Origin of the sequence: Rhizobium centroccidentale (genome assembly GCF_030182565.1) — a bacterium.
Lineage (GTDB): Bacteria > Pseudomonadota > Alphaproteobacteria > Rhizobiales > Rhizobiaceae > Rhizobium.
This window is the reverse complement of sequence record NZ_JAQJCG010000037.1, coordinates 1-14,497: the sequence shown is the minus strand read 5'-3', so window position 1 is coordinate 14,497 and position 14,497 is coordinate 1. Positions and strand designations below refer to the sequence as shown.

13 protein-coding genes are annotated in these 14,497 nt (G+C 58.2%); 2 read left to right on the top strand and 11 right to left on the bottom strand.

Features of this window, described 5'->3' with window-relative positions; genetic code table 11:
- Positions 1–411 precede the first annotated feature (411 nt).
- From PH562_RS29465 to PH562_RS29430, 8 genes are all read right to left on the bottom strand, one after another.
- On the bottom strand, positions 412–1,353 hold the full coding sequence (locus tag PH562_RS29465; protein WP_285177414.1) for a LysR substrate-binding domain-containing protein: 942 nt from the start codon (positions 1,351–1,353) through the stop codon (positions 412–414).
- Positions 1,354–1,429: 76 nt separating this feature from the next.
- Complete coding sequence (argH, locus tag PH562_RS29460) at positions 1,430–2,818, bottom strand: argininosuccinate lyase (protein ID WP_285177413.1); 1,389 nt, start codon at positions 2,816–2,818, stop codon at positions 1,430–1,432.
- Between the two features lie 48 nt (positions 2,819–2,866).
- Positions 2,867–4,228, bottom strand: a complete 1,362-nt coding sequence (locus PH562_RS29455) for an MmgE/PrpD family protein (protein WP_285177412.1) — start codon at positions 4,226–4,228, stop codon at positions 2,867–2,869.
- Positions 4,218–5,117: a polysaccharide deacetylase family protein gene (locus tag PH562_RS29450; protein WP_285177410.1), complete on the bottom strand. Its 900-nt coding sequence runs from the start codon at positions 5,115–5,117 to the stop codon at positions 4,218–4,220. Before PH562_RS29450 ends, PH562_RS29455 begins: the two co-directional genes overlap by 11 nt.
- Positions 5,114–5,992 (bottom strand): polysaccharide deacetylase family protein, encoded by an 879-nt coding sequence (locus tag PH562_RS29445; protein ID WP_285177409.1) that lies wholly within the window; start codon positions 5,990–5,992, stop codon positions 5,114–5,116. The genes PH562_RS29450 and PH562_RS29445 overlap by 4 nt, the downstream gene beginning before the upstream one ends.
- Before the next feature lie 132 nt (positions 5,993–6,124).
- Entirely contained in the window at positions 6,125–6,955 is an 831-nt protein-coding gene (locus PH562_RS29440) for an ABC transporter substrate-binding protein (protein ID WP_113228926.1), read from the bottom strand.
- 41 nt (positions 6,956–6,996) lie between these two features.
- Positions 6,997–7,758, bottom strand: coding sequence for an amino acid ABC transporter ATP-binding protein (locus PH562_RS29435; RefSeq protein ID WP_113228925.1), 762 nt, complete (start codon positions 7,756–7,758; stop codon positions 6,997–6,999).
- The gene (locus PH562_RS29430) at positions 7,758–8,645 is read right to left on the bottom strand and encodes an amino acid ABC transporter permease (RefSeq protein ID WP_285177406.1); all 888 of its coding nucleotides are present in this window, start codon (positions 8,643–8,645) and stop codon (positions 7,758–7,760) included. Before PH562_RS29430 ends, PH562_RS29435 begins: the two co-directional genes overlap by 1 nt.
- Before the next feature lie 447 nt (positions 8,646–9,092).
- On the opposite strand from PH562_RS29430, the gene PH562_RS29425 reads away from it, so the two are divergent.
- Entirely contained in the window at positions 9,093–9,884 is a 792-nt protein-coding gene (locus tag PH562_RS29425; protein WP_285177405.1) for an SDR family NAD(P)-dependent oxidoreductase, read from the top strand.
- Between the two features lie 304 nt (positions 9,885–10,188).
- On the opposite strand, the gene PH562_RS29420 is transcribed toward PH562_RS29425, so the two are convergent.
- Positions 10,189–10,896 (bottom strand): hypothetical protein, encoded by a 708-nt coding sequence (locus tag PH562_RS29420; RefSeq protein ID WP_285177404.1) that lies wholly within the window; start codon positions 10,894–10,896, stop codon positions 10,189–10,191.
- Between the two features lie 209 nt (positions 10,897–11,105).
- A complete protein-coding gene (locus tag PH562_RS29415; RefSeq protein ID WP_113228921.1) occupies positions 11,106–12,071 on the bottom strand; it encodes a hypothetical protein in 966 nt (321 codons plus the stop codon).
- A 505-nt stretch (positions 12,072–12,576) separates the two neighbouring features.
- On the opposite strand from PH562_RS29415, the gene PH562_RS29410 reads away from it, so the two are divergent.
- Positions 12,577–13,251, top strand: coding sequence for a Crp/Fnr family transcriptional regulator (locus tag PH562_RS29410; protein WP_162738073.1), 675 nt, complete (start codon positions 12,577–12,579; stop codon positions 13,249–13,251).
- 87 nt (positions 13,252–13,338) lie between these two features.
- On the opposite strand, the gene PH562_RS29405 is transcribed toward PH562_RS29410, so the two are convergent.
- Entirely contained in the window at positions 13,339–14,145 is an 807-nt protein-coding gene (locus PH562_RS29405; protein ID WP_285177403.1) for a helix-turn-helix domain-containing protein, read from the bottom strand.
- Positions 14,146–14,497: the final 352 nt, after the last annotated feature.

The following is a 14,497-nucleotide window of genomic DNA, read 5'->3' as shown; positions in this document are numbered from 1 at the left end:
GGAACCTGCCGATGCCGCACTCGGCCTGGACCTTCGGTCGGCCTGCTCTGTCACCGAGCTAAAGCAAGCTCTTGTGATGGGCCATCCATACAACCGAAAAAATTGCGGCTCTTGAAGAGATTCGAACCGTCCACCTCGAGTGACACACCGCAATACCGGCCTTCAATTGCGATCAGTGAGAGTGCGTTTCAGCATTGTCACGACGGGAGCGCACACTCTTCCTACGGCGCTCTTGAAAGCAGCCAGCATCCGTGGCTGCTCGATGCGCATGCCGCATGGCGGACATGACCCGAAGCTCGACCGCGCCAGCTATCTTGGCAACGAGCGCTCGGCACGCAGGACGGCCATGCCGCGACAGTTGCGATCTGGATAGAGGCGCTGGAAAAAATGGCTGATTTTGCGGAAGGAATGCTACGATAAAGTCTCGGTTCGATCTCCGCCAAAGCCGTCAGCGCTTGTGCTGCAGGCGTGCCCCAGCCAATCCGAAAATGCGCGCACTTTCTGGCGCGCTTCGGCGCGGGCCGGCCAGAGTGCATAGTAGCCGTACCCGCTGTCGATGATCCGCTCGAATGGAGCGACCAACTCGCCGCTTTCAAGATCCTGGCGCGAAAAGGCGAGATCGCCCATCGTCACGCCATAGCCGCTTGCAGCAGCGGTCATCGCGAAATCCTGCGTGTCGAAGACTTGATGACGCGCAGCCTGGAACGAATAGGCGCCTTCGGCCTGCAGCCAGAGGGTCCAGTCGCTGTGACGTGGGTTAGAATGCAGCAAAACGCAGTTCTGCAGGTTTCTGACCGCAGGCGGATCGCCGAGTTTCGATAGAAACTGCGGCGAGCACATCGGCGTCAACTGCTCCCGCAATAGCGGCAGCACATCCATGCCGGGCCAGTTGCCATTGCCATAAGTGATCAGCATGTCGATATCGCCAACCGAAAAGGTCGGCCGTAGGAACCAAGCGGTATCGATATTGATATTCAGGTCTTCGTGACGGCTATGGAGATCCGGCAGGCGCGGCAGGAACCATTTGCGTGCGAAGGTCGGCGGCATACGGATGGTCAGCGACCGAACCGTCGTTCGCGTCGCCTCGAACGAGGTCTTCAGCGAGGCGAGCAGGCCGTCGACGATCGGGATCAGCGCCATGCCGCGTTCCGTCAGCGCGACCTTGCGGGTATGGCGCTCAAATAGGCTGCAGCCGAAATAATGCTCGAGCTGCTGCACCTGCCGGCTGATCGCACTCTGACTGAGGTTGAGCTCCGCCGCCGCCGCCGTAAAGCTGCCCGTTTCCGCGACAACGGAAAATGTCTGCAGCGTCTGCAGCGGCGGCAATCTGTTGTGATCGAACCTCGGCTCCATTCCCTACCCGGCTTCTCCGCTGCTGTCTCGAACAGCAAGCATTAAAGCATGTGCGTGGAATGGCAACCGACGGCACTCAGGCGATCGCGCGGCGCACCGTCTCGATGGCTTCCCGGACCCTTCGCGGCGCGGTGCCGCCCTTGTGATCACGGCTAGCGACTGAGCCCTCGACGGTCAGCACCTCGAAGACATCTTCGCGAATACCAGGCGAAAAGGCCTGCATGTCGGCGAGCGAAAGTTCCGAAAGCGTCGGCAGCGCCCTGTCGCGGGCATTCCCGACGATCGCGGCAACGGCGTAGTGCGCATCGCGAAACGGCAAGCCGGCGCGGACGAGATAATCGGCAAGATCGGTTGCCGTCGAATAACCCTGATTGGCGGCCGCGAGCATTTTTGCATGTTTGGCCATGATCGTCGGGATCATTTGCGCGGTAATGCTGACCGCGGCGCGGACGGTTTCAAGCGTATCGGTGAGCGGCGGCTTCGATTCCTGTTGGTCCTTGTTGAAGGCAAGCGGCTGGCTTTTCATCAGGGCCGCGGAAAAGGCGAGATTGCCCATGACACGGGCGGTCTTGCCGCGCACAAGCTCCGCCAGATCCGGATTGCGCTTCTGCGGCATGATCGAGGAACCGGTGCAGAACTGGTCACCCACTTCAATGAAATCGAACATCGGCGTGCACCAGAGGATGACCTCCTCGCTGAAGCGCGACAGATGTCCCATGATGATCGACCCGGCACTGCAGACATCGACGACATAATCGCGGTCGGAAACGGCATCGAGCGAATTGGCAAAGGATGTGGCAAAGCCAAGCTTGGAGGCGCTGTATTCTGGGTCGATCGGATAGCCGGTGCCCGCGAGCGCTGCAGCACCAAGCGGTGAAACGTTGAGGCGCTCGCGCGCTGCGCGGACACGATCGAGATCGCGCAGAAACATTTCGACATAGGCCATGAGATGGTGACCAAAGGTCACGGGCTGTGCCACCTGCAGATGGGTGAAGCCTGGCATGATGGCGTCGGCATGTTTCTCGGCAAGATCGACGAAGGCACCAATGAGCGCCTTTAGATCATCAGCCAGAAGATCCAATTGCTCGCGGGCATAGAGGCGGATGTCGGTCGCGACCTGATCGTTGCGCGATCTGGCGGTATGCAGTTTCTTGCCGGCATCGCCGATGAGTGCGATCAGCCGATCCTCGACATTAGTATGAACGTCTTCAAGCTCCGTCTTCCACTCGAAGGCGCCGGAGTGCATTTCTTCCGCCACCTGATCGAGGCCGGTCTGGATCTGCGCGTTGTCCCCGACAGTCAGAATGCCAGCGCGGGCAAGCATCTCGGCATGGACCTTGGAACCGGCAACGTCGTGCAGGGCTATGCGCTTGTCCTGATCAAGGCATTCATGAAAGCTCTCGAAATCCCTGGAAACGGCCTCCTTGAACAGCGGGGACCATGTGGTTTCTTTCTGGTTTCTCATCGCGGTCTTCCCTTTTGAACGAATGCCACCCTCCTCCGGGCGCATCCTCTATTGAAGCAGCGCAAGCAGGCTGCGGGTGTCGGTCTGGTTTTCGAGATTGAGAACGAAGTCGCTGAGAGCGTCGACCCTTGATGCCGGCAGCACCATGCCGGCGAGCGCCGCATATTTGCCGATCAGCCTCTCATCGCTCAGCGGGTTCTGCGGTCCCCCGAGTGGAAATTCGACGACAAGCCGATGTCGCTCGCCCGCGGCGGTCATGATGGTGATCGCCGGCTCATCCTCGTCCTTCAAGGCCGGATCGATACGCACCGTGATGCGCTCCATCAACGGCCCGATCTCGGCTGCCGACCACGCGGCTTCCTCTAGTTCAGCCAGAAAAACCTTGCCGTAACGCAGCCGCGCCGCCAGCGCATAGGGCAGGCTCATTTGCGCCTGGGCGCGGGATGTGATGACCTTGCCGCCGCACATGCCGTACTGGAAACCGCTGATATCCACCTCGATGGCGACTATGTCGGTGGGTGCAAGGCCATGGTCGTGCAGCATCAGGTCAAGCGCGTCGATCCCTGCATGCGTCCCGCGGCAGGTGGCATGCGGCTTGATGGAACAGCGATTGAGCCGCCAGTAGTCCCCGAAGTCGCGGAGAAGCGCCTGCAGATCGCCCTTGCCCGTACCGAAGGTTGCAAAAAAGCTGCCCCAGCGCTCCGCCTCGAAGACGCTGTCGGGGCCTTCGAACCCCTGCCGTGCGAGATAGGCGGACATGAGGCCGCCTTCGGCGGCGCGGCCGGCATGAAGCTTTTTCGTCGAGCTGCCATTATGGATGAAGGCCCAGGTTCCACCAGCAAAGGAGCAGGCCGAGCCGAGCGCGGAGGCCATCGCAGTCGCATCGAGATTCACCATGCTGCCGACGGCGGCGGCAGCGCCGAATGCGCCGCACGTCCCTGTCGAATGCCAGCCGAGACCATTGTGCTCTTCGTAGCCGCCGACCGCTTCCAGCACACGGCGGCCGACTTCATAGCCGAGCAGGACACTCCGCAGCAATTCACGGCCGCTCACCGGCCGGTCATGATCGCCGAGCGCGGCAAGGACGGCCGGAAGGACGACGGCGCCGGAATGATCGCAGCCCCCGCTGTCGTCGAGTTCATAAGCGTGAGCGGAAACCCCATTGACGAAGGCGGCTGTCCTTGCGTCCGACGCGAGCGGTCGCCCCCAGATCGCGGCGTGACCGGCCTGGGTATTGATATCAAGCATCGTAACGACCGCATTGGTTTCGCGGGAGGCCGAACCGGCGATCGCGGCACCCAGCGTATCGAGTATATGAAGCTTTGCCTTGTGGATGGTCTCGGCCGGAAAGGTCTCGAATTTCGTCGAGCAAACCAGTCCCGCCAATGTCCGTGTCAGATTATCGCCCACCGGTCTGTTCCTCATCGACATAGGCTTCATAAACATTGATCGGGTGATCGGCGGGTGAAGCGCCGTCATTGCGTGCGTGCCACCGGGCCACCTCTGCAGCCGTCGCCAGCCACACGTCATCGAAGCTTGCGATATGGGCAAGCAAGGCTTCGACGAGCGCGATCCGCCCGGGCGTGCCGGTCCATTCCGGGCGAAGCTGGATGACGTAGCAGAGGCCATATTTGCGGTAGGCATCGAACTCGGCGATCCAGTTGCCGAGAACCGCCTGATATGACGGGATGCGGCTTTGCCCCTTCGGAAAGGCCGGCGTGAAATTGAACTGGAAGTAAGGCCGGTCCTCGAGCTCGTTGTGAACCGGAATCTCTACTAGCGACGAGGAATGACCGTAGGGTACATCGTCGCCGTTCAACGATGCCGACCAGGTATAGCCGGCTTCGACGAGCAGATGGTCGAAGCGACGTGGCCAGTTGCCGGCCGGAAGCCGGAAGCCGGAAATCTCGTTTGATGCGATTGTGTTCAGCCTCTCGCGGCTGCGCTTGAGAAGCTCCACGGCTGCGGTAGCAGACATCGCATCGTAGCGTTCGAAATTCCAGCCATGGCTCTCAATCTCATGGTACGGCGCCACGGCATCGCGCAACAGCTGTTCGTGGTTCTCCGCAACGATCCCCGGCACGAACCAGCTTGCGCGCGCACCGGCATCGGCAAAAGCACTGCAAAGACGTTCGACGCCGCGCGTGGCGCCATATTGCCAGACGGAGAAGCTCTTGCTCCGTCCTTTCAGATCCGGCGCCTGCGCGACCGCATCAAGCCCGTCGTCGAAGATCACGGAGACGATTGCGGCGCATCTCTTGCCCTGGGGCCAAAAGCCTTCAAAAGCCGTGCTGGTCATGCGGCATTCTCCGGATGTTGTACGATCCACCATTTTGCGATTTCGGCGCAATGCGTTGCCCAGACGCTGTCGCCATGGGCAGTAATCGCTTTGAAAAGCCCTTCAAGGATCGCAAGCCGGCCAGGCTTGGCGCAGACCTTCGGATGCAGGATCGTCGTCCAGCAAAGTCCTTCGCGATGATAGCCTTCGAATTCCGCGCACCAGTTGCGTTGGACGTCTGCGTAACCCGAGATGCGGTCGAGACCGATGGGGAAATCAGGCTCCTCGCTATAGGCGAGTGCGGTATAATCATCGATGTCCCAGCGCCCCGGAATCTCGACCAGGCCGCGACCGCGACCGCGAGAGGTCGTGTGAAAGTAAGGTCGATCATCGCCGCGCATGGAACTTGAATAGATTACGCCGAACTCGCGCAGCAATTGCGCCGTCTCGTCGCTCCAGTCGCCCGAGGGCGTGCGGAAGCCGATCGGTGTCACACCCATACGGCTTTGAAAAATGTCGCGGGAGCGTCCCATGATATCCAGCTGCTGCTGGCGGCTGCAATCGATGAAGACCTCATGATAGTGGCCGTGATAGGCGATCTCGTGGGCGTCGCTAAGGATGCGTTCGCATTGCGACGGCCAATGTTCGACCACCCAGGTCGGCACGAAGAAGGTCGCCTTGAGGCCGTAGGCTGCGAGAAGATCGAGAAGGCGCGGCAGCGCCCGCCACGGGCCATACGCGCCTTGCGTGAAATAGCGTGGGTTGGAGAGCAGCGAGCCGTCGAGCATCGCATCGCCCGTCGGGCCATCGACATCGAAGGCGAGCGCCACAGCCGATTGCCGACCTTCCGGCCACAGGCTTGGTTTCGCCGATTTGGTTGCATTCTTCGCAGTCATGGAACTCTGCATGCGTCTTGAGGTGTTTTGGGGTGCAACCATCCATCCGTGGGCGCTGACGCTCCCCGGCCGATGGCTGCATGCAACGGGATTAAGGAAGCGCCGCTATGACCGCGGCGCTTCTTCTAAGTGTTACTTGACGCCGTTGATCACGGCCTTCGGCACTGCATTGTGGACGAGGCCCCACTTCTTGAGGATCTCATCGTAGCTGCCGTCCTTGATCAGTGCGTCGAGAGCGCCGGCAACTGCGTCGCGAAGCGCGGTATGGTCCTTCTTGAAGCCTATGCCGAAGGTGTCGTTGCTGAGCAGTGGCTCGCCGACAAGCGTATAGGTGTTTGGCTCGACGCGCATCTGGTAGGCGATCGTTTCGATGCCCTGCACGACTGCGTCATACCGGCCCTGCTTCATGCCGAGACGGGCAGCATTCGAATCCGCCGTTCCTTCGAACTTGATGGCAGGCTTGCCCTTGCCCTCGCAATTGGTCGCACTCCAGGCCTTGACGTTATCGCCGAAGGAGGTGCTGCGGCTTCCGGCGACCGTCTTGCCACAAAGGTCTGCCGCCTGCTTGTAAGTTCCGGCGTTGGCGTTGACGGTAAAGAGGATCGGGCCGCTGGTGATGTAGTCGACGAAGTCCATGGCGGCCTGGCGCTTCACGTTGTCGCTCATGCCGGAGATGATCATGTCGGCGCGGCCGGTCTGCAGGCCGCTCTGCAATTCCTGGAAAGCCGAGGTCACGAAGACGGTCGTCAGGTTGAGCTTCTTGGCAATCGCGTTCGCCAGATCGACGTCGAAACCATCGATCGTGCCGGTGTCCGGATTGACGAACTCCATCGGTGGATAGATCGGGTTGGTCATGATGCGGAGCTCGCCATCCTTGAGCAGGTTCAGGCTTGAATCCGCGGAGGCGGCGGTGGCCGCGAGCGACAGTAGGGCTACTGAGGCGGCGAGACGAATGAGTTTCATGCAATTCTCCTCTGATGATCTTTCTTTAGGTTCTTTTGTTGTTAAAGCACCGCAGAGATGAAGTTCTTCACTCTGGGATTCCTGGGGTTTTCCAATATGTCGCTCGGCGTCCCGGTCTCGACGATCATGCCGGCATCCATGAAGACGACGCGGTCGGCGACCTCGCGGCAAAAGCCGATCTCGTGGGTGACGACAATCATCGTCGTTCCGGAGGCAGCGAGCTCCTTCATGACGCCAAGCACTTCACCGACGAGCTCGGGATCGAGCGCCGAGGTCGGCTCGTCGAACAACATCGCCTTCGGTTTCATGGCGAGCGCGCGAGCGATCGCGATGCGCTGCTGCTGGCCGCCGGACAGCTCGCCCGGATAGGCGCCCGCCTTGTCGGCGAGGCCGACACGCTGTAGGAGAGCACGCGCTTCCGCGATGCATTCCTGCTTGGGCCGCCTCTGCACACCGACCGGTCCTTCGATGATGTTCTGCAGGACGGTGCGATGAGGGAAAAGATGGAATTTCTGGAAGACCATGCCGACGGACTGACGTTGGCGGGCGATCTCGCGATCCGGCAAATGAAACAGCCTGTTGCCCTCGCGGCGGTAGCCGGCGATCTCATCTTCGACCGTGACATAGCCGCCGTCGATCTCTTCGAGCTGGTTGATGCAGCGCAGGAAGGTGCTCTTGCCCGAGCCAGAAGGCCCGATGATGCAGACCACTTCGCCCTTCCTGATCTCGAAATCAATGTTCTTCAGGACATGAAACGTGCCGAAATACTTCTGCAGGCCGTGTGCCTTGATGATCGCGTCCATCAGCCGGCCTCCCCGACCAGAGCCTGGTTGGCTGCCTGTTGGGCGCTCGCATCACGCCGGCCCCAGCCTTTGGAGAAATGCCGCTCGATGTAGATTTGCGCAATGCTGAGAATGGTGACGACGACCATGTACCAGATGGCGGCGACAATCAGCAGCTCGATGACGCGCGAATTGACGTAGTAGATGTCCTCGACGTTTTTCAGTACCTCGGAATACTGGATGACGCTGGCAAGCGACGTCAGCTTCACCATGCCGATGGTTTCGTTGCCAATCGGAGGAACGATGACGCGCATGGCCTGCGGCAACACGATCTTCAGCGTTGCTCGCAGTTTCGTCATGCCGATCGATTGCGCGGCTTCCATCTGGCCCTTGTCGATTGACAGAAGGCCAGCGCGCACGACTTCAGCAGTATAGGCTCCCTGCTGGATCCCTAGCCCGAGAAGGGCGGCCACGAAGGGTGTCATGACATCGACGGTGCGGATCGACCACAATCCTGGAATACCGATCGTCGGAAAGATCAGGGCCAGATTGAACCACAAGAGCAGCTGCAGCAGCGCCGGCGTGCCGCGAAACAGCCAGACATAGCCGACGGAAATGCTACGGAGAACCGGATTGTCGGACATGCGCATGATGGCTGCCAAGACCCCGAGAACAATGCCGACGATCATCGCGCAAAAAGTCATGACGATCGTGTTGCCGACGCCGGCCATGACGGCTCTGGTGAATAGGTTCTGTCCGACATATTCCCAGGCGATATCGCCCTTCCAGAAGGCTCTCGCCAATAGAAGCAGAAGGATGATGCAGATTGCCGCCATGATCTTCGTGCCGATTTTTCGTTGTGGCACGATCACGAGCGCATTCACGTCCAGTGGCGCTGAGTTGGTCAAATTTCGATCCCCTGAGCTCGTTAGTGAGCTTTCATTTTCTAATGGGGAAACTTACGTTGCTTTTGAATTCGGCCACAAACGAGATTTGAACATGTGATTTATGCGTTTCTCGCATAAATTATGGGCAGTCATGAGGACGTCATGCGATCTCGCCATTAAAAAAGAAACGAGGAACACTCGCCAGCAGTGCTTTTGCTGACCGGGGGAAGAAGCCGAGGTCTAGATGGCGGCACCTTGCAATGGCAAGGATCTTACGCGATCGCTCGCGGATAATACGCTGATCGTCATATCCGGCGAGCCCTATGGATCGGCGATCGCTACCAAGGTGAACTGGTCAATCAACCAGATCCATCGTAGGGTGGCAGTTCTCAAAGCAAACAGCCTTCCTTTGTGAAACATGCTCAGTATGCGTGCTCTTCCTGTCATATCTATCGTTGGAGAACTCTCATGAACCTCGAGCTTAACGGTAAACTGGCTCTCGTCACCGGCAGCACCGCCGGCATCGGTCATGCAATTGCAGCTACTCTCCTTCGCGAAGGCGCCCATGTCATCGTCAACGGGCGAACTCAAGATGCGGTCGATCGCGCCGTCGCCGAACTCGCTGCCATCGCAGGCGGCAAGGTCGAAGGATTTGCCGGCGATCTCGGAACTGAAACTGCCGCCGATGCAGTCACGAAACTCTTTCCGAATGTCGAAATTCTGATCAACAACCTCGGCATCTTCGAACCCAAACCATTCGAAGAGATCCCCGATGCTGACTGGCGACATTTCTTCGATGTCAACGTGCTTTCGGGCGTCCGTCTTGCCCGTCTTTATCTACCGTCGATGCGCCAGCATAACTGGGGCCGCATCATCTTCATATCCAGCGAAAGCGGCGTGCATATTCCTGCCGAGATGGTGCATTACGGCGTGACCAAGGCGGCCCAGATTGCAGCAGCGCGTGGTATCGCCGAATCCGTTGCCGGCACCGCGATCACGGTCAACAGTGTGCTGCCCGGTCCAACGAAGTCGCGCGGCGTCGTCGATTTTGTCGCAGCGTTGCCAGGATCGGAAGGAAAGAGCTTCGCGCAATTCGAGACCGAATTCTTCGAGAAAATCCGGCCAACTTCCCTGATCAAGCGCTTCACCACGCCTGAAGAGATCGCAACCATGGTCGCCTATGTGGCGAGCCCGCTGTCCTCGGCCACCAATGGTGCGGCGTTGCGGGTCGATGGCGGCGTGGTGAAGAGCGCGTTCTGACCAATATGGCGAGAGTCGTGGCGTCTGAAGCCTCATCAGCGGAGCGCGAGGTGATGAAGCAGGTCATCCCATCCGTCTATTCGTCGATCACTTTCAAGAAGTTCGGCGATTAATCCGGTGGAGATGAGATAGTCTGCTCGGACTGAGCGAACCAGTAATGACTAAGGCGACCGGCCTTCGGTAAGTGCAATCCAGCTTGCCGGCACGATCCGATTGCCAACGTCATTGACAATCGTCGGAGAAGCACGTCAAAACCCTGGATGCTATCCCTCCCGTCTTGTCTGACCAAAGAACCACAATTCTCTTAGTCACGCTCTATTAGTACCTTTGCGAAATCGGCATTCGCGGCAACAAGTTCGGCCCAGGAATACGAGCCCCAGTTCCATCCGAGATTGATATCATAGCTCAGTTCGCGGATCTGGGCCTGGGAAGCCGTCACAAGAAGCGACGAACTATAGGAGGCCGCGGGGAGGAAGCGCATAGCGAGACTCTCCAGCATCTCGCCTGGTTTGATAGCCGCGGTGGTAAACAGCAGCAGAATTTTGGGTAAGGGGACCGCGACGTTTGTCTGGTTCCCATACAAGGGCGCCGCGTAAATCGGGATCGGCGTTTCGGATGTCGCAAAGGATCGAGCGAAACCGGATGTGAAGGGGATCGATGTTGTATTGGCTATTGAAATTTTCGATGGCGGTCCTCCAGACTTAATGTCCCCGCCCCCTCCGGTCGTCACGAAGAATGTCTGGCCCTGTGCGATCGGCGTTTGGTAACCCGGCTTGATCAGGCCACCACCTACAATGGGGTCATTCGAAGTGTAGGCGGCCACGTCCGGCATCCATTCTATCAGCATGCTCGGTGCGATATTTGGCGTAGCAAAGGCGACTGTTGGTCGGGCGGCGTCGTTCGTCATTTGAATTGCAAACATCGCACAAAGGCGATAGCCGCCGTCAACGAGCGCTTCTATCGTCGCTGGAGCCATGGAGAGAGCGATCTTGTATGCCGAAGACGCAGGCATCGGAATCTCCTTGAATCTATCAAAACGGGAGAGCGACCTACGATCGCGCACGGGAGGTAATTGCCCCGCATAGCAGTTTGCGGGTGCCGCGGAGAGCCACCTCGACGATGGCGTGAAGTGCAGTTGGCATACTGGCGATTTGCGATCAAACGACAACTGGGGCGGGTCCTTCCCACCCCAGCTGCGTTGATTGGCGCCGGCTGGAAAGATCAGGCGTTACTCTCGATCAACAACGGAACGACGTTGGTCGACGGGCGAATAGCTTGAGCCCAGCTGAAACCACCCCATGACCAGCCCTCGTTTATGTCGAAGGAGACCTCACGGTGGGTTTTGGCGGTAAGGTCGATCAGAATACTTTGACTATATGCTTTCTCGATTACGGTACCGGTGTTCACCGTGTTGGTGGAAAATGTGAACATGACCTTTTGGATCGGTACGATCGCATCGAGGCCATTGCCATACAGGGGGAAGGCGCAAAGGGGTTGAGCCGTGCCGTCCACGACTTCGGAAATGCCGCAAGTCACCTGGGTGGTCGTCAGATTCTCGATTGAGATCATGCCGGCGGTGCCGTCGACGACATTGCCCGTGCCCTGAGGTGTCTCGACCTCCAGCGTCTGGCCGAGGTCGATCGCGTAAGAGCTCAGGCCCTTGATCTGACCGTTCGGGATGATCTGGGACCGCGACGTATAAGCCTCGTACTGCACTTCCCATGTAACGTCGGTACTCAGTCCGAAATCGCTCGATTTGAACCAAACGAGTGGCACGCCGCCGCCGGCGCTTGTTTGGACACCCTTGAAGCCAAAAAGGGAATAGCTGCCGCTCGACAGGGCGGTCACGGTATCCTGGTCCATGCTGATGGTCACGCCGTAATCCGTGGCGCCGAGAAGATTACCCACGCTCGGGACGACGGACCGGAAAGCACGCGACGACACGGCCTGAGCTTCTTCGGCAACGCCGTCTACAACCGTCACAGCTGTGCCCTTGAATCCCAATTTCTTTGCGGCATGTTCCAACGTACTGGGGGCCATGACGACGGCTCCGGTCGCGTTGACTTTTTTCGAATCGACCTGCGTGTAGGCCAAGACTGCGGGATCATAGCCAGCCTCTTTGATAATCGCCTTGACGTTGGCAACGTTAAGGGTCCCACCGGTTCTTTCAAAAATATACAGGGTCATCGCAGTGCTCCTTTTGGTTAGAGTTCCGAAAGGAGGCCCCAAAGTTTGCGTCACAGCTCGTTGATGACTCGGGAGCCTCGAAAGCAGCCAGTCCGCCGGTCGAAATCAAGTGGTCAGATCGTGGTAGCGCCTCGTTTCGATTGGCATTGCCTGTTTGCTTACGGCGATATCTTGTGCATGGATCAAAGAATGGATGCCTCTGATTGCTTCACTCAAATCTTTGACTTTTACACTATTTGGCTGTGGAGCGACCCTGCACCGACAACCCAGCCTTCGGGCGGGCTTTCCGAGCCGGCACGGACAAGTGTGCATCGGCTGACGGCCAACTCATATCTGTAGTTTGCCTCGTTTCTTGGCCACGCGATCGTGATGCGCGCTGACCGACGCAGGACGAGCCGTCGAACGCTATTTTCGGAAGAAATCAGGCACTCGTCGCAGTTGAAAAGCATTGCTCCCGATAAATATAGCAATAGATATAACTCACCACATGACTGGGAAGAATCAAGTGACCGACGTCGACGAATTGATGAATTGCCCCTTGTTTGCCGGTGTCTCGCGAGACGACGTCGCGCCGCATGCTCGTGATCTCTTCATGCGCTTTTACGCGTCCGGTCAACTCGTATTCAGTCAGGAAGACACCAGCGGCGACGTCTATTTCTTGCGCTTTGGGACACTGTTGGCGCTCCATCTCGATCAAAACGGACGGGAGCTGATCTTCACTCGTCTGCAGGCAAAGGATTATTTCGGAGAACTGTCGGCTCTCGATGGAGGCGGACGCTCGCTGTCCGTGTATTCAAAAACCGACTCTTGCCTGATCGTCATCAGGCGACAGGCATTCCTCAATATGCTGGAAACACTGCCTCTGGTGCGCCAGAGAGTCATCGTCGATTTAGTTGGACGTATCAGACGCTTGACGACGCATAGCTATCAATTGGCAAGTCAAAGTGTCGACAAACGGCTTAAGGCCTATCTTGCCCGCTGCGCCTTGGAAGACGGGGTGTTCGAGCCGAACGGCCAGCTGCTGAAATTACCGACCCATGCAGAGATTGCCGGATCGATCGGCGCAAGCCGCGAAGAAGTCAGTCGTTCGATCTCCGCTTTGAAACGGGCAAAGATCCTGGATACGGGACGACAGCGGCTCACGATCCTGCAGCCGAGCGCCTTGCTTCATGAGCAATAGTGCCATCTCGGATCAACCCCGATACCGGTGCAAGCGACATCGCTTCCGACCGCTACGCGACTGTTGCCGAAAAATTTTACTCCTGCGTCATAGGCGCCTTTGACCTCGCTCAGCAAATCCTTGGGTTCTGAATTTTTTCCGGAACTCCATCGGGCCTTGATCGTAAATCTTTCGAAACGCCGTTGAGAAATTGTTCGAATCTTCATAGCCAACGCTCAATGCGATATTAAGAATGCTCTCCGATCCCTCCCGCAACAGCTGCGCAGCTACTTCGCAACGGCGCAGACGCAGCCAAGTCATCGGTCCAACCCCGAAGGCCTGATTGAACGCCTTGTTCAACGTGTTCCGGTTCGTACCAACTCTCGAGGCCAGTTCCTCGACACCAACTGCGCGGGCAAGATTGACTTCGAGAAACTCGCACGCGGACCGCACCATGGGTGTGATGCGTGCATCTGCAGGCATGTTCGCGCGATCATTTGCCGACGGCCCCCCAAAGAGCCGCCGCCGAATCTCCAATGCGCTGAAAGGATAGGTTATGTAATCGATGAATCCACGCTGAAGTAAGGCATCCACATCCGGAAGGGTGCGCGCCACTATCGCAATGGGCGTGCATGAAAGGAGCGGATTGATATCGAGCACCGCGTCCTCGGCTACGGCGACAAGTAGAACGGGAGCCTTGTCCTTCGCACTTGATTTCGCGGGCGAAACAGCGTGGCTGTCGTCAAGTTCCTGCAGAATTTGCCGCAACTCTGTCATACTGCTCTCGGACAAACCTGCCACCAGAAATCGCCGCCCGCTTGTGATTTCGGCATAGGTGCCTGCAAAATGCCTTGAATCGGGCATCCCGAAATTCGGCAAGGGCGGATGATCGCCACGTGTAAAGTGTGCATGCATGATGAAATCCGATGAGACTGCCGTAGAGGCGTTGTCGATTTCACCATCAAATCGAAATCTGCCGCATTTCTCTGTGCGCAGCCTCACACACTACGCCAATTAATCCGAGCTGGCCGGCCATACTGAGGCAATCCGCATATTACGTTGCACGCGGGACCGCTTTCTCGAACGGGAAACGCGCCGTCACTCGATGATTTCCGAAGCGCTGCCTGCTTCTTAGAGCAGTTCAGTTTCTCACGGAATCTTTGAACCGCTTCTGTAACGGGCCTTCCCGAGTCAATCCCTTTTGAGCTTAATCCCTCGCCGAGTGCTTGCTTCTGTCCGCAGTCGACGCTGAGCCGCTGCGTTATGG